This window comes from Algibacter sp. L4_22 (assembly GCF_023473045.1).
Lineage (GTDB): Bacteria > Bacteroidota > Bacteroidia > Flavobacteriales > Flavobacteriaceae > Algibacter.
The window spans coordinates 766,294-788,303 of sequence record NZ_JAMCOK010000001.1; the positions used below are offsets into that span (position 1 = coordinate 766,294).

At 32.2% G+C, this 22,010-nt stretch carries 20 protein-coding genes; 7 read left to right on the forward strand and 13 right to left on the reverse strand.

Translation table 11 applies throughout. The annotated features are described in order from the left end of the window. Window positions 1-29: 29 nt before the first annotated feature. Window positions 30-476 (reverse strand): LexA family transcriptional regulator, encoded by a 447-nt coding sequence (locus M4I23_RS03225; protein WP_158846779.1) that lies wholly within the window; start codon window positions 474-476, stop codon window positions 30-32. Window positions 477-579: 103 nt separating this feature from the next. Beyond that, complete coding sequence (locus tag M4I23_RS03230; RefSeq protein WP_158846781.1) at window positions 580-1,362, reverse strand: LexA family transcriptional regulator; 783 nt, start codon at window positions 1,360-1,362, stop codon at window positions 580-582. 79 nt (window positions 1,363-1,441) lie between these two features. Between M4I23_RS03230 and M4I23_RS03235 the strand changes: the two genes are divergently transcribed. After that, window positions 1,442-4,435 carry a DNA polymerase III subunit alpha gene (locus M4I23_RS03235; protein WP_249753431.1) on the forward strand — a complete coding sequence of 998 codons (2,994 nt, stop codon included), beginning with the start codon at window positions 1,442-1,444 and terminating at the stop codon, window positions 4,433-4,435. A 76-nt stretch (window positions 4,436-4,511) separates the two neighbouring features. Here M4I23_RS03235 and M4I23_RS03240 read toward each other — a convergent pair whose 3' ends face one another. The 5 genes from M4I23_RS03240 to metG form a co-directional block, all read right to left on the reverse strand. Continuing rightward, window positions 4,512-5,216 (reverse strand): OmpA family protein, encoded by a 705-nt coding sequence (locus M4I23_RS03240; protein WP_158846785.1) that lies wholly within the window; start codon window positions 5,214-5,216, stop codon window positions 4,512-4,514. A gap of 9 nt (window positions 5,217-5,225) precedes the next feature. Next, on the reverse strand, window positions 5,226-5,699 hold the full coding sequence (locus tag M4I23_RS03245) for a lipocalin family protein (protein ID WP_249753432.1): 474 nt from the start codon (window positions 5,697-5,699) through the stop codon (window positions 5,226-5,228). A gap of 459 nt (window positions 5,700-6,158) precedes the next feature. Next, window positions 6,159-6,677 carry a ferritin gene (locus M4I23_RS03250; RefSeq protein WP_158846789.1) on the reverse strand — a complete coding sequence of 173 codons (519 nt, stop codon included), beginning with the start codon at window positions 6,675-6,677 and terminating at the stop codon, window positions 6,159-6,161. Window positions 6,678-6,744: 67 nt separating this feature from the next. Continuing rightward, window positions 6,745-8,148, reverse strand: a complete 1,404-nt coding sequence (locus tag M4I23_RS03255; protein WP_249753433.1) for a hypothetical protein — start codon at window positions 8,146-8,148, stop codon at window positions 6,745-6,747. A gap of 74 nt (window positions 8,149-8,222) precedes the next feature. Next, on the reverse strand, window positions 8,223-10,289 hold the full coding sequence (gene metG, locus M4I23_RS03260; RefSeq protein ID WP_249753434.1) for a methionine--tRNA ligase: 2,067 nt from the start codon (window positions 10,287-10,289) through the stop codon (window positions 8,223-8,225). Between the two features lie 164 nt (window positions 10,290-10,453). Here metG and M4I23_RS03265 point away from each other — a divergent pair, with 164 nt between their 5' ends. Both M4I23_RS03265 and M4I23_RS03270 read left to right on the forward strand, forming a co-directional pair. After that, a complete protein-coding gene (locus tag M4I23_RS03265) occupies window positions 10,454-11,473 on the forward strand; it encodes an LD-carboxypeptidase (protein WP_249753435.1) in 1,020 nt (339 codons plus the stop codon). Between the two features lie 40 nt (window positions 11,474-11,513). Then, window positions 11,514-11,747 (forward strand): hypothetical protein, encoded by a 234-nt coding sequence (locus M4I23_RS03270; RefSeq protein ID WP_158846799.1) that lies wholly within the window; start codon window positions 11,514-11,516, stop codon window positions 11,745-11,747. An 82-nt stretch (window positions 11,748-11,829) separates the two neighbouring features. Here the strand turns inward: M4I23_RS03270 and M4I23_RS03275 are convergent, their stop codons facing one another. After that, complete coding sequence (locus tag M4I23_RS03275) at window positions 11,830-12,282, reverse strand: DUF1569 domain-containing protein (protein ID WP_158846801.1); 453 nt, start codon at window positions 12,280-12,282, stop codon at window positions 11,830-11,832. Between the two features lie 460 nt (window positions 12,283-12,742). After that, window positions 12,743-13,744: an NAD(P)H-dependent glycerol-3-phosphate dehydrogenase gene (locus M4I23_RS03280; protein WP_249753436.1), complete on the reverse strand. Its 1,002-nt coding sequence runs from the start codon at window positions 13,742-13,744 to the stop codon at window positions 12,743-12,745. Window positions 13,745-13,919: 175 nt separating this feature from the next. Between M4I23_RS03280 and M4I23_RS03285 the strand changes: the two genes are divergently transcribed. The 4 genes from M4I23_RS03285 to M4I23_RS03300 all read left to right on the forward strand — a co-directional run bounded on the left by M4I23_RS03285 (window position 13,920) and on the right by M4I23_RS03300 (window position 18,491). Continuing rightward, window positions 13,920-14,864: a nicotinic acid mononucleotide adenyltransferase gene (locus tag M4I23_RS03285; RefSeq protein WP_158846805.1), complete on the forward strand. Its 945-nt coding sequence runs from the start codon at window positions 13,920-13,922 to the stop codon at window positions 14,862-14,864. 203 nt (window positions 14,865-15,067) lie between these two features. Then, the gene (gene lysM, locus M4I23_RS03290) at window positions 15,068-15,565 is read left to right on the forward strand and encodes a peptidoglycan-binding protein LysM (RefSeq protein ID WP_158846807.1); all 498 of its coding nucleotides are present in this window, start codon (window positions 15,068-15,070) and stop codon (window positions 15,563-15,565) included. Between the two features lie 204 nt (window positions 15,566-15,769). After that, on the forward strand, window positions 15,770-17,896 hold the full coding sequence (locus tag M4I23_RS03295; RefSeq protein WP_249753437.1) for a Tex family protein: 2,127 nt from the start codon (window positions 15,770-15,772) through the stop codon (window positions 17,894-17,896). Between the two features lie 319 nt (window positions 17,897-18,215). Then, window positions 18,216-18,491 carry a GIY-YIG nuclease family protein gene (locus M4I23_RS03300; protein ID WP_249753597.1) on the forward strand — a complete coding sequence of 92 codons (276 nt, stop codon included), beginning with the start codon at window positions 18,216-18,218 and terminating at the stop codon, window positions 18,489-18,491. Between the two features lie 169 nt (window positions 18,492-18,660). Here the strand turns inward: M4I23_RS03300 and M4I23_RS03305 are convergent, their stop codons facing one another. The 4 genes from M4I23_RS03305 to M4I23_RS03320 all read right to left on the reverse strand — a co-directional run bounded on the left by M4I23_RS03305 (window position 18,661) and on the right by M4I23_RS03320 (window position 22,009). Beyond that, complete coding sequence (locus tag M4I23_RS03305) at window positions 18,661-19,503, reverse strand: DMT family transporter (protein WP_249753438.1); 843 nt, start codon at window positions 19,501-19,503, stop codon at window positions 18,661-18,663. Between the two features lie 77 nt (window positions 19,504-19,580). Then, window positions 19,581-19,976 (reverse strand): hypothetical protein, encoded by a 396-nt coding sequence (locus M4I23_RS03310; RefSeq protein WP_249753439.1) that lies wholly within the window; start codon window positions 19,974-19,976, stop codon window positions 19,581-19,583. A 17-nt stretch (window positions 19,977-19,993) separates the two neighbouring features. Then, window positions 19,994-20,587 carry a TetR/AcrR family transcriptional regulator gene (locus M4I23_RS03315; protein ID WP_158846813.1) on the reverse strand — a complete coding sequence of 198 codons (594 nt, stop codon included), beginning with the start codon at window positions 20,585-20,587 and terminating at the stop codon, window positions 19,994-19,996. Between the two features lie 6 nt (window positions 20,588-20,593). Beyond that, entirely contained in the window at window positions 20,594-22,009 is a 1,416-nt protein-coding gene (locus M4I23_RS03320) for an efflux transporter outer membrane subunit (protein WP_249753440.1), read from the reverse strand. Window position 22,010 lies beyond the last annotated feature (1 nt).

Here is a 22,010-nt window from a genome sequence, read left to right on the forward strand (position 1 = left end):
TTTTTTATGTTCTAAATTTAACTTTAAAATTATACTTTTTTAATTACATTAGTAACAATTCCCCAGATAAGAAATTTGTTGTCACTGGTGATTTTAATAATAGGATAGTTTGGGTTTTCTGGTTTTAACCACATTTCATCTTTATCTACTTTTAAACGCTTCACCGTAAATTCACCGTCTAGAAAGCAAACTGCAATTTTATTATTTGTTGGTTCTATACTTCTATCTATAACCAACAAATCATTGTCGTCTAAACCAGCTCCAATCATTGATTGCCCACTAACACGTGCATAAAATGTGGTTTCTTTATTTCGTACAAGTTCATTATCTAAAGATAAGTGTTGCTGTTGTTGACTAAAATCTTCGGTAGGAGCAGGGTAACCTGCAGAAATTCCTGTATCGAAAAAAAGGGCACCTAAACTATCGGTTTCTTCAGGATTAAAAAGCGTTAATGGTGTTGATTTTGGTCGTAGCATGGCGGTGGTTTTTATTTTTTAATGATACTTTGGTTTTTAAAAGAACTTAATTAATTATCATTATTACTCTGGTTAAATATAGTATTAAAATCGAATTTGGTTATTATAAAGCATAGTTTTCTAAACCTTTAATAGATTTTAATTCAATTTTTAGTTCCTGAAACATGTTTATAATACTACTTAGTTTAAGTTCTTCCTCACTATATTCTTGTGTATTGATACAGCAAGTAAATTCCCATATTTCCATAATATCGGCAGTTTTCACATCGTAAGGCGTGTATAATTTATTATCAGATCGAAGTTCTAAACAGTTTTTTTCTTTAATTTTATTATAAACTCTTTTATAAACAAGTCCATCATCTTTAGTTAAAACAATATAAGTTCGTCCGTTTTTCACATCGTTTATAGAATCGATAAATTTAGCAACAATAAAAGATCCGTCTTTTACAGGTAGCATAGAATCTCCACTTATCGGAAATGCACGATGTGTTCCCGTAGGTAAAAACGGTAATTTTATTTTCTGAAGTTGCTCAATATATTCAGGATCGGCATAACCTTGTAAATAACCCGCCGAAGCTTTCGTAGGGACAATCTCGATTAAATCTTCGTCCATATCGTTTACCGTTACCGGAAATAACACACGCTTGTTCCCTACCTCTATAAACGACGTGTTTTTAGTGCGGCGTAAGTCATTTTTAACCAAAATATCTATTGGTATATTAAAGTAAGTAGAAAGCTCAATTAAACGATCTATTGGTGGCTCTGAGCGTCCTTCTTCATATGAACCCACAATTGAGCGCGTCCAACCTAATTCGTCCGCAAAACGTTCTTGCGAAAAACTTTTCAGACTTCGTAAATGTTTAATATTCGATTGAATAAATTTCATTAACCTTTAAATATTTAATTTGGTTTACTACAAATGTAAGCAACAATTACTTTTAAATGTAGCTAATTTTGTAAAACTTATGTATTTAAATTGTCATTCATATTTCAGTCTGCGTTACGGGGCAATAAGCCCTGAAAAACTACTTGCTATTTCTTCCGAAAAAGGGTTTGAAACTATGGCGTTAACTGACATTAATAATACATCGGCTTGTTTAGATTTTGTTCGGTTATCGGAGAAATATAAAATAAAGCCAGTCTTGGGTGTCGATTTTAGAAACGGAGCAAAGCAACAATTTGTAATGCTTGCTAAAAGTAATCAAGGCTTTCATAATATTAATACATATTTGTCAACCTTTTTACATAATACTAGTTTTGTTATACCCGATATAGCTCCCGTATTAGGCGATACATTTGTTATTTATCCTTATAAGCATGATAGAGATTTCAATCTAAAAAAGCATGAGTATTTAGGTGTGAAACCGCAAGATTTGAACCGACTTAAATTCTCTAAAAAAAATAATAGTCGAAATAAATTAGTGATTTTACAAGCGGTTTCTTTTGAAAATAAAAAGGGATTTAACACGCATAGATTACTTCGGGCGATAGCCAATAATTGTCTGTTAAGTAAATTACCTAAAAATGAAGAAGGACAGGAAACGGATGTGATGCTTTCTGCTAAGGAGTTATTTGAAATTTACCATGAATTCCCTGAACTTATTGAAAATACTAAGTCTATTTTAAATAAATGTTCTGTGAATTTTGAATTTTCAACAGGGATACCAAACAATCAAAAAGCATATACCAAAAGTGAAGATTTAGACTATAAATTACTAAAAAAGCTTACTTATGATGGTTTACCATATCGCTATCAAAAGCCTGATACCGTTGTTTTTAATCGTATAAATAAAGAATTAAGTATTATTAAAGAGAAGAAGTTTGTGTCTTATTTTTTAATGAATTGGAAAATTTTGAAATATGCGAGAAGTAAAAATTATTATTATGTAGGTAGAGGTAGTGGAGCCAATAGTATTGTAGCGTATTTATTAAGGATTACAGATGTAGACCCCGTAGAACTTGATTTATATTTTGAGCGTTTTATAAACCTTTACCGTAAAAATCCACCAGATTTTGATATCGATTTTTCGTGGACCGATCGTGATGATATTACGCAATTCATTTTTAAAACTTTTAAAAATACGGCGCTTTTAGCAGTTTATAATACGTTTAAATTTAAAGCTTCGGTGAGGGAGTTAGGAAAGGTTTTTGGATTACCAAAAGCTGAAATTGATATGCTGAGTAAGGGGAGATATAATGTAAAAACCTTAGATAAATTGTCTCAATTAGTGATTATTTACAGTGAGTATATTCAGGGTTTTCCTAATTATTTGGGTATTCATGCTAGTGGCATTATCATTTCAGAAAAACCTATACATTGCTATACGGCAACATTTTTTCCGCCGAAAGGCTTTGCTACTACACATTTTGATATGGTAGTTGCTGAAGATATTGGGCTTTATAAATTTGATATTTTGAGTCAGCGTGGTTTAGGGAAAATTAAAGATACAGTAGATATTGTAAAATATAATCATCCAGAAAAACCGCCTATTGATATTCATGATATTAAAGGTTTTAAAATAGACGAAAAAATAAAGCACATTTTGCGACATGCTCAAGCTATTGGTTGTTTTTATGTGGAATCGCCTGCTATGCGTATGTTGTTGAAAAAATTACAAGTCGATAATTATTTAGGTTTAGTGGCTGCGAGTTCTATTATTCGTCCGGGTGTTGCAAAATCTGGTATGATGCGTGAATACATTCTGCGTTATCGAGATCCCGAACGTTGCAAAAAGGCACACCCTGTTTTACTCAAGATTATGCCTGAAACTTATGGTGTTATGGTGTATCAAGAAGATGTGATAAAAGTAGCGCATTATTTTGGAGGTTTAACTTTAGCTGAAGCTGATAAGTTGCGCCGTGGCATGTCTGGTAAATTTAGATCGCGCGATGAGTTTTTATCTGTAAAAGAGCTCTTTTTTAATAATTGTAGGCAAAAAGGAGAACCTCATGATGTAGTTGAAGAAATTTGGAAACAAATTGAAAGTTTTGCTGGCTATGCATTTGCAAAAGGGCACTCGGCTTCTTATGCTGTAGAAAGTTATCAAAGCCTTTTTCTAAAAGCCTATTTCCCGTTGGAATATATGGTAGCAACTATTAATAATTTTGGCGGTTTTTATAGTACAGAACTTTATGTGCACGAAGCCCGAATGCATGGTGGTATTATTGAAGCACCTTGTGTTAATAGAAGTTTTAATGAAACTATTATCATGGGTAAAAATATTTATTTAGGGTTTATGTTTTTACATGGTTTAGAAGTTAAAACTATTAAAAAATTACTTTTAGAGCGTACAGAAAATGGTGCTTTCAATTGTTTAGATAATTTTATTCAACGCATGACTATATCAGTCGAACAAACGGCCATTCTTATAAAAATAAATGCATTTCGATTTACAGGGATTAACAAACGTGAATTGCTTTGGGAAGCACATTTAAAAACAAGTAAAACAGTGGTTCAAGAACATGTTATTAATTTATTTGAAACTGAGCGTGTTGATTATAAAACACCAGAATTATCAAGCACAACATTAGAAGATGCTTTTGATGCTATGGAACTTTTAGGTTTCACCTTATGTAACCCGTTTTGCTTGTTAGAGCAAACGGCTGTACAGCCTTTACGTGCAGCCCAGCTTCCAAAGTTTAAGAACCGTAATATTTCTATTGAAGGCTATTTGGTAACCACTAAAAACACCATAACATCTAGTGGTAAATACATGCATTTTGGAACATTTTTAGATTATGATGGTGATTTTCTTGACACGGTTAATTTTCCTCCAGTAGCCAGTAAATATCCGTTTAGAGGAAAAGGGATTTATACCATTACAGGAAAGGTTATCGAGGAATTTGATTGTGTAACTATTGAAGTTATCACTATGGAAAAACTGGCAATTATCCAAGATCCTCGTTACAGTGACCCATCACCAAAATTTGTAACTAATACAAAATTAAGTATAAGCTAGTTTCTTCAAACCAAAAAAAGGCTATCCTACAAAAAGAATAGCCTTAATATTATATGAATGAATCTAAAAAATAAGCTTATTGTCCAGCTTCAGTTTTAGCATCTTCAATCATTTTTTCATTTGGTAAAATAGCAATATTTACCCTTCTGTTTTTTGCACGACCTTCTGCCGTTGTATTATCGTTCGTAGGTTGTTCTTCTCCGTACCAATTGGTTGTAAAACGACCACTGCTTAAGCCTTTACTTAAAAAATAATTAGTAACAGCGTTAGCTCTGTTCTTAGATAACGTCATGTTAGAATCTTCGCTACCAACACTATCGGTATGGCCTACAACTAATATATTGGTCTCTGGATATTCTTTAAAAACAGCAATTAATTTATTTAAAGTTTCTTGAGAAGTTGTATTTACATCGTATTTTGCAGTCTTAAAGTATACACCACTATTTTCATCGAAAGTTACTACAATCCCATTGTCTACACGCTCTACTGTGGCGCCAGGAATTTCGTTTTCAATTTGTTGAGCCTGTTTATCCATTTTGTTACCAATAAGTACACCAGCGCCTCCGCCAAGTACACCACCAATAACAGCACCTAACTCTCCATTTCCACCTTTGCCAACATTGTTACCAATAATAGCGCCTAAAAGAGCACCACCAGCAGCACCAATGGCACCACCTTTCTGTTTGTTGTTTGCATTTTGTACCGATTTGCAGCTTGTTACATTTGCTGTAAGTACTAATGCTAAAAGAATTAATCCGATTTTATTATAAATTGTTTTCATGAGTAAGTTTTAATTTTTTGTAAAATTCATTGTAATTGTAAACGGTTTACCCTCTACGTTAACCGTTTGTTGCCATTGCATTGTATACTCGGTAAGTTGAGAAAGTTGCATTCTGTAGCCGTAATTTGTTGGCGATTTTCCTTTTTCATCTGTTGGCTTTAATAAAAAGTCATACAAATCTGTTGTAGGATCAACTTCTTGAATCGTGAAGATGAAATTACGAGCGCCAATACTACATTCTGCGTTATTAATGGTGTAGATTCCTGTATTATTATTCGGAATAAATTGCCAATCACTACCTTCAAAACAAGCTTTCGGAGCATCATCAAGTAGCGAAACATTATAAGTTCCTTTTTCACTATAAGAAATGGTGCTTAACGTCCAATTTCCTTTCATCACTTTTTTTGAAGTACGTACTACTTTTGATGAGCCGCAGGATACTAGAACCAAGGCTAACACTAATAAAATTGCTATTTTTTTCATTTGCATGGAATAATTAGGTTAATATTTGGGTTTGAAAATCATTAATTATTTGGTTTGTATTTTTTGTATAAAATGACAACCTTTTGTACGCAAGTTAAGACTCCTATTCGAGAGAAGGAGTCACTATAAATTATTTTTTTAACGTTATCGGGTTTTTTTATAACTAACAAAACACGGATGGTTTTTGTTACGAAGTATATTAGATGTTTTTTTAAGGAAAATTAGGCAACTTTTTTAAGTAAATCAAAACAAGGGCACTTTTTACACCGCTTATTTTCTCCTTTTTTAAATTTTTTACAGCAACTACTTTTTACTTTATCAGGAAGATTTATTCCCGATTTTCGTAACATTTTAATTGCCTCTTTTTGCTTTTTTTTGCCCAAAACAGAATAGATATAAAATTTATCTTGGGCAAAAATAGCTATTTTTATTAAATCTAAATAAGATTAAATGTTAAAATTATTGCAAACCTTCTGCAGATGCGGAAGTTACAGTTAAGTTTTGGATATCTCTATCAAAAAGGTACAGTCCGCCTTTATCATCTCCAATAAGATTTATTTTATCTAAAATAGTACGTGCTACGGCTTCTTCTTCAATTTGCTCGGCAACATACCATTGTAAAAAGTTATGCGATGCATAGTCTCTTTCTTCTAGGCTAATATGAACCAAATCGTTAATGCTTTGTGAAACGAAAACTTCATGTTCAAATAATGTCTCAAACATTTCTTTAAATGATGTAAAAGTTACGTTAGGTGCTGATAATTCGGAGATTTTAGCATGTCCGCCACGCTCATTTACGAATTTTACAAGCTTTAGCATGTGTTCACGTTCTTCATCCGATTGTGCATACATAAAACTGGCAACGCCTTCTAACCCTTTAACTTCAGCCCAACAAGCCATGGCTAAATAAATTTGAGACGATTCTGCTTCTATTTTTATTTGATTGTTTAATGCGGTTTCTATAGCTTTTGATAACATGATGTTTGGGTTTTTTTATAAAGTTAGTAAATTAGACCTTCTTAAAAGTAAATAATACTTTTATTCATTACTTTTCAAATTCTATTAGATGATAATTTTTGTCTTCAGTATTTAAGTATCCAAAATACAATTTATTATTAAATGAAAATACATTGGTTAATTTAGCTTTAGGAGCATATATATTTTTACTATCAAAAGAATCTTCAAAATCCTTTATCTTGTCTAGTCCATTTTTTTCTATTTCACCTTTTAAATGTTCTAAATTTTCATCGAAAAGACAACCAATATAAGTAGATAATGCATAATTCCCATAAGCTGAAAATGTTGGGTTAAAACTAACACTTAAAGGTCCAAAACCACCAATTGGAACTCCACCGAAACCAGGCATTGAAGCTCCTCCACTAGTATTTATAACTTCACCTCCTAATAGAATGCTGAAGTTAGTATTTTGCTTATAAACAGAAATACCTATCTTATCTCTTGTAATTTTTTTTAAAAACTTACTTGTAGCCTCAATCTCTTTTATTTTACTATTTTGATGTGTTAAGCCTAGCATAGTTTCTTTTGAAGAAGTTGTTCCCTGAATGATTGGTGTGTTTTTAAACATAATTGAATCAGGTTTATTTAAAACTATATCTTTAATTAATTCTTTTGTTTTAAAATCTTTAACTGTAAACTTCATTTGCTCTCTTGAGCTACTAATTTGAAATAATTTATTATCAAAAATATATGAATTATGTTTTGAAAATTGTTGTCCAATGACCTCAGAATGTTGAAAAACATCATGTTTTACATTAAAGTTGGTTGGATTAAGTGTTACTACTATTGTTTTATTTTTATCCTGATCAAATGTGAAAATAAATTCTTCTCCTTTTAAATAGATTTTACTAGAACTTAAAATTAATCCATAGTTATTGGATAAAGCAACATCTATTGTTTCAAGAGATCCTCTAGACATAAAATTAGATGCTCTTTTTTTCTTTCCATATTCCTTCTCTTCTAAAAAATTAAATGATATTGTTTTTTTATCAAAGCTCCCTTTATCGTTATTGGTATAAAAATGAACATCATTACTTCGGTTAGTTACAGAAATTATATATAATACATTATTAAATTTTACGGTTTTCACAAATCCTTCAAAATTTAATGAAAAATCTAATTTGTGTACACTCGTTTCCTTTGTTTTAAAATCAAAATCTAACCTTCCAAATTTTGTTTTCTTGAGATTTGAGTAAAAAATCGAATAACTATTATCTTTATTAATTGTATAACCAAGATAGTTTTTAAATGATTTTGGTAAAGTTGGCATTTCAAATTCGGATTTAATTTCAAAATCACTATTAAGTAAAACCAATTTAGTCTTTTTATAATCCTCAATAAAAAGCACTAACTCACTTTTACTTTCATTTATTAAAGCAAGAGACTCTTTATCTCTATAAAATTCTGATTTATAATTTACTGGTAAATTCAAAACTGGGTTTTGAGAAAAACCAAAAAAACAATAAAATAGGACAATAAATAGTAAACGTTTTTTCATAAAAGTTATTAGCTTATCGCTAACCCATTAGCAACATTATCCGTGTCTGGATTTACAAACACCAATTTTCCATCTTCACTTTCAGTCATTAAAATCATACCTTCACTTTCAACTCCACGTAAAGCTCTTGGCGCTAAATTTACTAAAACGGTAACACGTTTCCCAACCACTTCTTCTGGTTTAAAACTCTCTGCAATGCCAGAAACAATAGTACGCACATCAATACCTGTATCTACTTTTAAAACTAGAAGTTTTTTAGCTTTCGGCATTTTTTCGGCTTCAATAATAGTACCAACACGCATATCTAATTTGGTGAAATCATCAAAATTTATAGTCTCTTTTTGAGGTTCTACCACTTTATTAGCGGCTTCGTTTGCTTTTTTACTAGCGGCTAATTTATCAAGTTGTTTTTGAATAGTTTCATCTTCAACTTTAGAGAATAATAATTCTGCTACTCCAATTTTATGTCCTGCAGGAAGTAACACACTTTTTGTGGTAACTTCTTTCCAAGTCGTATCAGCATCAAGCGCAGAATGATTTAGTATATTTTTTAATTTAGTTGAAGTAAACGGTAAAAAGGGTTCGCTTAAAGTTGCTAATGCAGAAGCAATTTGTAACGCCACATACATAATGGTTTTTGTGCGTTCTGCATCTACTTTAATAACCTTCCAAGGTTCAGCATCGGCTAGGTATTTATTCCCTAAACGAGCTAAATTCATCATTTCTTGGCTTGCTTCTCTAAAACGATAACGCTCTATAGAACTAGCAATAACATCTGGATAAGCTTTTATAGCGGCCAAAGTTTCTTCATCTACTTGCAAAAATTCAGAAGGACTTGGCACAATACCTTCATAATATTTATTGGTTAAAACAACTACACGGTTAATAAAGTTTCCGAATATAGCTACCAACTCATTATTATTTCTTGCCTGAAAATCTTTCCAAGTAAAATCGTTATCCTTAGTTTCTGGTGCGTTTGCTGTTAATACGTAACGTAAAACATCTTGTTGCCCCGGGAAATCTTCTAAATATTCTGGTAACCAAACCGCCCAATTTTTAGAGGTTGATAATTTGTTGCCTTCTAAATTTAAAAACTCGTTTGCAGGTACATTATCTGGTAAAATATAAGAGCCTTCAGCTTTTAACATTGCAGGGAAAATAATACAGTGAAACACAATATTATCTTTACCTATAAAGTGTACTAATTTAGTGTCTTTATCTTTCCAGTATGGTTCCCAATCTTTGCCTTCGCGAGCAGCCCATTCTTTGGTAGATGATATATAACCAATAGGAGCATCGAACCAAACATAAAGTACTTTACCCTCACCGCCTTCGGCAGGAACAGGAATTCCCCAGTCTAAATCTCGAGTTACTGCTCTTGGTCGTAAACCATCGTCTATCCAAGATTTACATTGTCCGTAAACGTTGGGTTTCCAATCTTTTTTATGCCCTTCAAGAATCCATTCTCTTAAAAAAGCTTCGTGTTTATCTAATGGTAAATACCAGTGTTTTGTTTGTTTTAATGTTGGTACATTACCTGTTATAGCCGATTTAGGATTTATTAAATCTGTAGCATTATGGCTAGTTCCACAGTTTTCACACTGGTCACCATAACTTTCTTCATTACCACATTTAGGGCAAGTTCCAATTACGAATCTATCGGCCAAAAATTGATTAGCTTCAGCATCGTAAAGTTGTTCTGATGTTTCTTCAATAAACTCACCTTTTGCATCTAAAGTTTTGAAAAACTCCGAAGCTGTTTCATGATGAATTGGAGCAGATGTACGAGAATAATTATCGTAAGTTATTCCAAAATCAACAAACGATTTTTTAATAATCGCGTGATATTTATCTACAATATCTTGCGGTGTTACACCTTCGTTTTTAGCTTTAATGGTAATTGGCACACCATGTTCATCACTTCCGCCAATAAATAATACATCATTTCCGGTTAGGCGTAAATATCGTGCATAAATATCTGCAGGTACATAAACACCAGCTAAATGTCCGATGTGTATTGAGCCATTGGTGTATGGTAAAGCAGCTGTTATGGTGTATCTTTTTGGTGTGTTCATCAATTTAAAAATTATATTTTGAATGTATTTCGAGTATTAGCTGGATTAAAATTAATTGCTGATATTAAAAAATATATCTATTTTACTCGGGAATACAAGTGTATTTGAAGCCGTAAAAGTAATCAATTTAAGGCCTATTTAGAAAAAAAATGTACATTTACATTATGACACGAATTACATATATTACAATTTTATTTTGTTCCATTTTTTTCTTCGGAAAAACAACATTATTAGCGCAAGACACATCATTAAAAAAATCTACTAAATTGATACAGCCTCCATACTTAAAAGCAGGTGACACCGTTGCCATTGTTGCTCCTTCGGGCGTACTAAAAAACGGTGTAAAAGTAATTGAAGAAGCCAAAGCGTTACTTAAAAGTTGGGGTTTACATGCTATTGTTGGTGAGCATGTATTTAGTAAAGCGGATCATTTTGCAGGTACGGATGATGAACGTTGTGCCGATTTTCAGAATGCTCTAGATGATTCCACAGTTAGCGCTATTTGGTGTGCTCGAGGTGGTTATGGTACGGTTAGAATTTTGGATAAATTAGATTACACTAAGTTTAAACAACATCCAAAATGGCTTATTGGTTATAGTGATATTACGGCATTGCATAATCAATTTAATAATGAAGGTATTGAGAGTATTCATGGTATTATGTGTTTAAGTTTACCCGATGATATGAGTACCATAGAAAAACCTATTGCGACATTTAAAGCGGCTATTTTTGGAAAACCATTAAGTTATACACTTGAGGGTTCTAAATATAACCGACCAGGAACTGTTACAGCTCCATTAGTTGGTGGGAATTTAACGTTATTACATACTATGTTGGGTTCTAAAACAAGTATTGATACCGATGGAAAAATTCTTTTTATAGAAGAAGTAGGCGAGTACAAATACCATATAGATAGAATGTTGCAAAGTTTAAAACGTGCTGGGTATTTTGATAATTGTAAAGGTGTTATTATTGGAGGTATTAGTCGGGTTAGAAAGAATACAACTCCTTGGGGCACATCTATTGAACAATTGTTTTTAGACGCTTTATCAGACTACGATTTTCCTATTGCATTTAATGTTCCTGCTGGTCACGAAAAAGATAATCGCGCTTTGATTTTGGGTAGAGTTATTGATTTAAACGTTAATAAAATACAGTCAACTATTATATTTAAGAATGATTAAATTATATCGTAATATAGTATATAATTTAAAATATACTCTAATGAAAAAGTTACAATTAATTAGCGTAGTAGCAATGCTTTTGTTTTCAATTAATGTAAAAGCAGATACAATTAAGTCTGAATTAAATTTATTTAATCCTGATGTTAGAAAGTGTTTAATCGAAGCTTCAAAAAATGAAGGTTGGAAACTAGATGCAGTGTACATGAATGCCCAAGACAAGTTAGTTATGATATTTGGTAAAGGGGAAGACTCTAAGGTCTATACCGATAAATAATTACCATTAAACAATTGGCTTAAATCAAGTTAATTTAAAAAGTAAAAGCCAGCTATTTAATAGTTGGCTTTTTTTATGAGTTTTAAACACCAAACTGATTTAGATGATGGTCTAAATGTTTGTAAAACATAGTATTCCATTCTTTATTAGTTAAGTTCCCGAAAGAGTGTGATGCTTTGTTTTCAAAATGACCGGAACCTAAGCGTTGTGTTCTATTAATAAAATCTACCAGTCGGTTTTTTTCTAAATCGAAGTTTTTAGTACCCTTAATTATAAATTCGGGAGCTGTACGGCTATTCTTTTTGTAAGGTTTGTCTCCAATAACTACTGGTTTTACAATAGCTTTAAGCATCCAGCGTTTAAACGCGTTTGGTTTTGGGTGCTTTTTATCATAAACCATTTCGTAAGTTACGTTGCAATGTGCTAGCATTTGATCAACACTCATTTTTCCCCAAAGAGGTTCCGCTTCCTTGTGTAATTTTTTAATTCTATCAACAACAGTCAGTATTTCTTTCTCATTGAACATGTTTTTCATAAGCCAAAATTTTGAAATAGTTTAATGGACTAAATTTATCAATTAATGCACTTAGAAACAAATGTTTTAGATGAAAATACTTCCTCCGGAAATGGTATCTATAGAATGGTGTTAAAGTTTGAAATTTTAATAAAAGAAGCGTTCTATTATACCGTTTGTTTGATGTTTATATGGTTTAATATATGTGTGCTTTATTTCTAGTTCAGAGAGTGTTTTTTCAAAAGAAAGAGGTCTTGAGTTTTACTTATTTTTTTCTAATTAAAATCCATTATAGGTTAAATCTTCTTGAAACTTAATATTATAATGATAAGCAATAATATCACATATTTAAAATCTTAAATTAACTTAAGTATTTAGTTTTGCGTTAGGGATTGAACGGTTTGTTTGAGCTCCCCGACCAAAGGAAGGGAGCGAGTAGTGAAAGCCCGACCCTTTTTCGGGTAACGCCCAAAAGTAAGTTTTAATCTAACTTATCGGTCAGTTTTTTAAATACTTTTTTCGGGTTTTTGTTTTCGTATAATATCTCGTAAACGGCATTTATTATGGGTAATTGCGTCTTTTTGGTGTTTTTTACGTTTAATAAATGTGCCGATTTTGTGGCGTAATAGCCTTCGGCCACCATGTTCATTTCCATCTGTGCAGATTTTACGGTGTAGCCTTTACCAATCATGTTTCCAAACATACGGTTTCGGGAAAAAACAGAGTAACCGGTAACTAATAAATCGCCTAAATAAGCGGAATTATTGATGTTACGTTTCATTTTATGCATTTTCTTGATAAAACGTTTCATTTCACGAATGGAATTACTCATAAGTACACTTTGGAAATTATCGCCATAACCCAAACCATGTGCTATTCCGGCTGCTATAGCATAAATATTTTTAAGCATTACGGCATATTCTATACCGATAATATCGTCGCTAATTTTTGTTTTTATATAATCTGAAGATAAATTATCGGCAATTTGTTTGGCTTTAACTTGATCTGAACACGAAATAGTTAAGTAAGAAAGGCGCTCTAGGGCAACCTCTTCGGCATGGCATGGACCAGCTATTACGGCTATATTATCGTAAGGTACGTTGTAGATGTCGTGAAAATGCTGACCGACCAATAGTCCGGTTTCGGGCATAATACCTTTTACGGCCGATACTATAGTTTTATTTTCTATGTTAACATTAAGTTTTTCTAATTCACTGTGTATAAATGCAGAGGGAATTACAAAAATGAGCACATCGGCATATTCTGCAATTTCGTTTATGTTGTTACTAATTTTAAGTTGGTCTAAATGAAACTCTACCGAACTTAAATAATTAGGGTTGTGTTGCTCTCGTAATAAATGTTCTTTGGTGTAAACACTGCGCATATACCAACCAATTTCGTCAAGATTTTCGCTAAGCATTTTTACAATAGCTGTAGCCCAGCTTCCTGCGCCAAAAACCGCGTATTTTAAAGGTTTATCCATGATATTGAATCAAATTTATATATCAAAAATACGGAAAATTTTAGTCTTATATAAGTAGATTAAGGATAATGAAATTATTTTTTGGCACGCGTTTTGAAACCTGTAATATAGAAACATTAAAAATGCTTGTTTTTAGGATTATAGAACACAGCCATTTTTACTAAAATATTACAATATGAAAACTATAAAATTACTTTCGAGCTTTGCTTTAATCGCGACACTTTTTACGTCTTGCTATACCGAAGTTATAGTAGACGATTATATTGATGAGCCTACAATATCGGTTAATCAATTACTAAACTCATACGAGTTGTGGTACGTTGATATTAATGCGACTAAAGGTTTTGGTGAAACGGCTTTTTTACAAAAGGCTTTTACTATATCGTTTAAAAATGGGGTTATGTATGCGAATAATAATATTGTTGGTCTTGGCGATACCGGAAATGGTTTTGGTATAGATGTGGCCACTTATAATACCTACGAAATGATTTTGGATGTGGAGCATGATGCCGATGGTTTTAATACGTTTGATGTATATCAAGTTGATTATAATACCATTGAATTGTATAACCCAAATAACGATACCTCTTATTTTTTAGATGGTTATGAACGTAATACGTTTGATTACGATTTTGTGTTCTACGATAATATTCATTATTTTTTACAAGAATATAATGCTTGGGAAAAAGTTTATACAAGTAACCAGGGAGCTCTTAACGATTTTGATAACGAAAACTATTTACAGTTTTTAGCCGGAGGAAATGACTCGGAATTTAAAAGTTCACAAGATGATAGCGGTAAAAATATAAACAATTTATATTGGGATTATACAGGGGTTTACGGGGTAGGTGATGTTAGTAATGATGTGTATTTAAAAACCCTAACCTTGGATTACGATTATTTTGATAACGAACAATTTGAGTTAAGCGTAATTAACGATGGTAAAATAGAATTGTATCACGCAGCATCTGGAACTACATATGAGTTTGAAGGCCGTGGATATATCCAGTATTTAAGATCTGCAAAATCTAAGGTAACAACAACAGATACTAATAGTGATAAAATGCGTAAGTTTAAAAAGGAACGTGTTGAAAACCCAAGAGAAAATAAAAGAATATAAAATAATTGAATTAGTTATTTAGTTTAGAATCCACTTGAAATGAGAGTTTTAAGTGGGTTTTTTGTTTTAATGTGCTTTTAGTCTATTTTTTTCATAAAACATGTGACCCTTCGGAAGATTTAGTGTCTTAATTATAGAAGGTGTTTAATAATTTATTAAATTGCTTTCAAACCAAATATTAAACCTAAAACAATAAACTAAATATGGGATTATTTTCATTTATTAAGAATGCCGGAGCCAAAGTATTTGGAATTGGTAAAACAGATGCAGAAGAAGCAGTAGAAGTTGCAACAGAAGCGGCGGCAGCAGAACTTAAATTAGAAGAAGCTGCAGCAAGAAATTTACAAGAAACTGTTTCAAACTTGAAATTACAAGTTGAAAATTTAAAGATATTTATTGATGATGATGCCGCTACCATTACTGGTGCAGCTTACGATCAAGCTACTAAAGAAAAAGTTATTTTAGTAGTAGGTAACTCGAATGGTATTGCTACTGTAGACGACCAAATGACGGTTGAAAACGTAGAGCCAGAAGCGCAGTTCCATACCGTAGCAAGTGGTGACACATTAGGAAAGATTGCAAAAAATTATTACGGAAATGCTATGAAGTACCCGGTTATTTTTGAAGCCAATAAGCCTATGCTTACTGACCCTGATAAAATTTACCCAGGACAAGTATTACGTATACCTGCCTTAGACTAAAAATTACCTACAAAATTTATGTTATAAGTAAAGAACCAACCTTTTTCGGGTTGGTTTTTTTTGTTAAAGACTTTCCTTAAATATATAGCCTTAACTTTTAAGGTTTTTTAATGCTTAAAGTATTTCTGTTTAAAAGAAAAGCGCTAGCCTAGTCACTACATTTTATAGAACTTTATTACATTCGCTTTTATATTTTTTAAACTTATGAAATCACTTGTTTCCTACATCATTTCAAATACCAGTTTATCTGAGCAATCGGTTAAAAATACGGTCGATTTATTAAATGAAGATTGTACCATTCCCTTTATTTCGCGATATAGAAAAGAGCGTACCGGAAATTTAGATGAGGTCCAAATTGGAGACATCGTAAAATTTAAAGAACAATTTGAAGCTTTAGAGAAACGGAAAAAAGCAGTTTTAAAGGCTTTAGAAGAACAGGGTGTTTTAACTACGGAATTAAAACAAAAAATTGAAAGTACGCAAGATTTAACGGCTCTTGAAGATTTATACTTGCCTTTTAAGAAAAGCAGAAAAACTAAAGCTGAAAAAGCACGACTTAACGGTTTAGAGCCTTTGGCAAAAATAATAATGAGCCAGAATGCCAGTGATGTAGAATCTATTGCTTTTAAATATGTAAAAGGCGAGGTGTCATCGGTTGAAGAAGCTTTGGAAGGTGCAAGGCATATTATAGCAGAATGGATCAATGAGCGTGCGGATGTTAGAAATAATATTCGTCGTCAGTTAGAACGTTTCGCTATGATTTCCACGAAAGTGGTAAAAACAAAAGCTAAAGATGAGGATGCTCAAAAATTCCGTGATTATTTCGATTGGGAAGAAAGTCTGAGTAGAATTCCATCACATAGATTATTAGCCATTTTACGCGCAGAAAAAGAAGGTTTTATTCGCGTGAAAGTTGAAATAGATCGCGACCGTGCTTTCGATAACATAGAACGTCGTATTATTAAAAGTAATAACGCTTGCGCGGAAGAAATACAGCTCGCCATTAAAGATGCTTACAAGAGATTATTACTACCGTCTTTAAGCAACGAGGCGATGCAAATAGCAAAAGATAAAGCCGATGAAGCTGCAATTACTGTTTTTGCTAAGAACTTAAAACAACTTTTATTAGGTTCTCCATTGGGTGAAAAACGTGTTTTAGCAATAGATCCAGGTTTTAGATCGGGTTGTAAATTGGTGTGTTTAGATGCACAAGGACAATTAAAATATAACGAAACAATATATCCACATCCACCAAAAAGTGATAGTATTGGTGCTATGAAAAAGATAAGTTCGCTTTGCGATGCTTATAAAATTGAAGCCATTGCCATTGGTAACGGTACGGCATCTCGAGAAACCGAAACTTTGGTGCGTAAAGTGCATTTTAAAAATGATATACAGGTTTTTGTAGTTAGTGAAGCTGGAGCAAGTATTTATTCGGCCTCTAAAATTGCGCGCGAAGAATTCCCTGATTACGATGTTACCGTTCGTGGTTCTGTGTCTATTGGGCGCCGTTTACAAGATCCATTGGCGGAGTTGGTTAAAATAGATGCCAAATCTATTGGTGTTGGTCAATATCAACACGATGTAGATCAAAATAAACTACAAAAACAATTGGATGTTGTTGTGGAGAATTGTGTAAATGCTGTAGGTGTAAATATTAATTCGGCCAGTAAAAGTTTACTGAGTTATGTATCTGGAATTGGTCCAAAATTAGCCGAAAATATTTTTAATTACCGAAATGAAAACGGTGTTTTTAAATCTAGAGCAGCTATTAAAAAAGTGCCACGCTTAGGCGGAAAAGCTTTTGAGCAAGGTGCTGCTTTTTTAAGAATTAAGGATGCTGAAAATCCGTTAGACGATTCTGCAGTGCATCCGGAAAGTTATGCTATTGTTGCTAAAATGGCGAAAGATTTAAAAACATCGGTAGAAGAGTTGATTAGCAATAAAGCCCTTCTTCAAACTATAAATTTAAAAAACTATTGCACCGGAACTGTTGGTTTATTAACGCTGGAAGATATTGTAAAAGAACTGGAAAAACCAGGTTTAGATATTCGTGAGCAGGCTAAGGTATTTACCTTTAATCAAAATATAAAAACCATTAACGATTTGCACGAAGGCCAACTGCTTCCAGGTATTGTAAACAACATCACCAACTTTGGGTGTTTTGTTGATGTTGGTATCAAGGAAAGTGGCTTGATACACGTATCAAACCTTTCCGATAGTTTTGTAAAAGATGTTAATGAGCACGTAAGTTTACATCAACAAATTATTGTAAAGGTTTTAGAAGTCGATGTTCCGCGAAAGCGTATACAGCTTAAATTGCATAAATAATAATACTATTTTTTACGTGCAGTTTATTGTTTTAACCATTTGGCTATTTCCTTGTTTGTCATTTCGATCGAAGAGAGAAATCACATAATATTTTTGGTTGTTTGAGCTACTTTGCAGGAATTATCCTATAGTCGAAATGACAAAGGTTAGTGTTTTTTTTCATAGAGCTTGTCATTTCGACTATAGGATAAATCTCATAAACAAGCTCATGATTTACATTCTCACTAAGTTTGAAGTACCAATTTATACAAATATTTTTTCTTACCTTTAAAACAAAATGCTAAACCCATAAAAAGGATTTCACACTTATTATGTTTACATAATTACAGATAGATACCGTTCTACATTTTATGTTGGAGTAACCAATAACTTAAAAGAACGTTTACAACAACATAAAACAAACATCATTGAAAAGAAGAAAACATTTGCAGCAAAATATAATATTGAATTTTTAGTTTATTACGAAAAACATACTTGGATTCAACTAGCCATTGTAAGAGAAAAGGAACTAAAAAAATGGAGACGTGAGAAGAAATTAGCACTTATAAAAGAAATGAAGCCTTCTTTTACTTTTTTAAATAGTGAGTTTGAATAGATTTCAACACAGTTTTGTCCTTTCGACCAAAGGGAGAAATCTCATAAAAAAACTCTGGTTTGTATGCTCACTGTTATGGGACTTCTCTTAAAGTCGAAGTGACAAAAATTTGATGGGTATGCTCTCTGAGCCTTTAGTTAAACAACGATACCAAAAAGATTAACAAAAATCAATCCCGCTTTCTCTTTAAATAAATATTATAAAGCAACCCGAACATTATTAAAAAGACCCCAAATAAGGTCCACAAAGTATAAATTTCATCAAACCAAAACGCACCAATTATAATCATAAATACAACTTCTAAATATTTTAATGGCACCACTATATTGGTTTCACTTGCCTGCAAAGATTTCGTCATAAATATCTGGCCAACATATCCAAAAACCCCTAAACTTAATAAAAGTAGCCACTCTGTTAAATTAGGTGTTTTCCAGTATTTTATAGACATTATCCCTCCAAACAAAAAAGCTAAAACCATAAAATAATTTATGATGATTAATGGGTGTTCTGAATCTCCTAATTTTCGGATTACAATAAATATGAGTCCTAAAAAAATGGCTGATAATATTGCAAAAATCACCCCCAAAGAATTAACATCTGCCCCAAATCCTTTAATAACTAAAACACCTAAAAAAGCGATTACAAACAAAATCCATTGTATCGGTTTTATTTTCTCTTTTAGGTAAAATAACGCAAAAATTGCTGCAAAAATTGGTGATGTATATCGCAATGAAGCCGCTGTACCCAACGAAATATAGTTTAATGATTGAAAAAAACACGTTAAAGAAATAACACCAAAAAGACCTCTTAAAAACAATAGTTTTTTATTATTTCCTAGAATAGGAATCTTAGCTTTTACAATTAACGGCACTGTAAATAATAAAGTTCCTATAGATCTAAAAAATACTATTTGATAAGCACCAAAACCACTAAGGCATTTTACTACGGCATTCATTAATGAAAATGCAATAACACTCAAAATCATATAAAAAATAGCTGTTGAGCTTTTCATAAAAAACTTGTTTCTGGTAAATATTAGACGAAAATAGGATTAAACATAAACTTCTCTTCTTCTAATTAAAAAAAGTTTTACTTTACTAAAACACCTTTTACTTGCATAAGCGGTAAGGCTTGTAAGGCTTTCAAATTAACAGTGTTTTCACGGAATAAATATGTTTTGTCGAACATTTTATTGCCTTCGAAAAAAGAGACTTTAAAAGTGTTGTTTATCGCGAATAAATCTTCGTGCATCAATTCTATTTTTGCGTAACTTTTTTTAGGAAGCTTGTCTAGTTTTTTTCTAAAAACAGAAGTTGTTTTTTTTTCAGAATAACCACCAGTAACAATCAAGACCATTTCTAAATCAACATCTTTATCGTTTATAATGTAGGCATTCCAGTCTTGAGTTTTATAAATATCGTTGTATTCGTTAACTATAGCAACGTAAACATCTTCAACTTTGGGGATTTTAATATCTTCTTTCATTTGGCAAAAATACAAATCTATTCAAAATAAGGATTAGAATATGTGTTTGAAATAATACCTTTTAAATTATAAACAACCATGTGTTTAAATAAAGTGTCTTTTCCGTATAAATCGAAGAGGTTCTTTTTTTTGAAAGCCACGTTGTCAATTCTTAAAAAGTAAATTTTTACAGCTAATCTTAAATTTACATCGGGCTTAATGTGCCCGTTTTTTTGTGCGTCTTTAAGTAAATTGTAAACGGTGGTAAAGGCGAGTTCTTCAGTGAAATCCTGAAATAATTTGTATGCTTTGGGGTAGTACTTTTCTAAGCCAAAAATGAAAGAGGGCTTGAAGTATTTTAAATACTCAAACCCTTTTTCGTAAATTAAAACAACACAAAAAACAGGATCGTTACCGTTGCAAGCAACAATCCCATTTATTTTTTCTTTATACTCATTTAATAAACTCTCTAAACTAGCGCTTACTAAATCTTCTTTATTTTTAAAGAAAGTATAAATTGTTTTTTTAGAAATGCCTAAAGTTTGCGCTATTTCATCTAGTGAAACATGTTTACTACCTAGTTGAGTAAACTTGTTGATAGCACAACTTAGCAATTCTTTTTTAGTAATCATTTCATTTTATTTCCATCCGCCACCAAGTGCTTCGTATAAATCTACAATAGAAACTAATTGTTGTAATTTAGTGTCTATTACGTTAAGCTCTGCGCTTAAAGCACTTTGTCTAGCTGTTAATAAATCCAGATAATTTGCATAACCATTTTTAAGTAACTCTTCGGAGTTTGCTTCGGCGGTGCGTAATGCTTCAACTTCATTAGTTCTAAATTGAAATTTTTCGGTTTCAGCTTTATAAGTATATAGAGCGTTAGAAACTTCATTTCCAGCAATCAATAGTGTTTTCTTAAAGTTTAATAAAGCACTTTCTTGATTTGCAAGAGCGACTTCTTTTTGAGTTTTAAGTTTTCTTTGATTTAATAAGGGTTGTGTTAAACCACCAACTATTGTTGCAAATAATGAGTTTGCATTAAACAAGTTATCTAACTCTAAACTTTGTAAACCACCAGATGCCGTTAATGTTAATGATGGGTAAAAATTACTGTTTGCCACATTGGTTAACTCAAAAGCATTAATTAAGCCGTACTCGGCCGCCATAACATCTGGTCTGTTGTTTAATAATGTTGCAGGAACACCAAGCGCAATATCTTGCTGTATTTTTTGAGTGTCTAAATTGCTACGTTCAAAATGTTGAGCCGTTCTGCCTAATAAAATACTTAGTGTGTTTTCAGTTTTAAAAATGGCTGTTTCTAAATCTACTTGTAAAGCTCTGGCGCTGTTGTACTGTGCTATATTTTGGTCTACAGCAACTTGAGTGACTTGTCCCGCATCTTTAAGTGCTTTTATAGTTTCTACACCACTTTTTCTAGTTTCAATAGTTTCTTTAGTCACTTCTAATTGTGCATCTAAAGCTAACAGGTTGTAATACGTGTTCGCAATACTAGAAATTAATTGTGTTTTTACTGCTTGATGACCAGAAACACTTTGTAAGTATGCGGCTTGAGTAGCGCGTTTGTTACTTCTTATTTTTCCCCAGATATCGGCTTCCCATGATAGGTTTGCGGTAACGTCGTAAGTGTCTAAACCGCCACTAAATATAGAGCCAAATTGACTGTTTTCTGAATATTCTTGGTGTGTATAATTAGGCCCAACGCTTAATGTTGGAAAATAGCCGGCTTTACCTTGTTTGGCATAAGCATTCGCTGCTGCCATTTGCTGAATTGCAATACGGACATCCATATTGTTTTCAAGACCTTCGGCTATGTATTCATTTAAAAACGGATCGGTAAAAATAGTTTTCCAAGATACATCGGCCATAGAAATACTATCGGTTGGCAAATTATCGGTACGATATAGCGCTTCGTTAGCAATTAATTCTGGTCGGTCGTAATCTTTTGCAACAAAGCAACTTTGTAAGGTCACTAAAACCAAGCCTAATAGCATGGTTTTAGTGAAGTTTTTATGGTTTATAATTGATTTCATA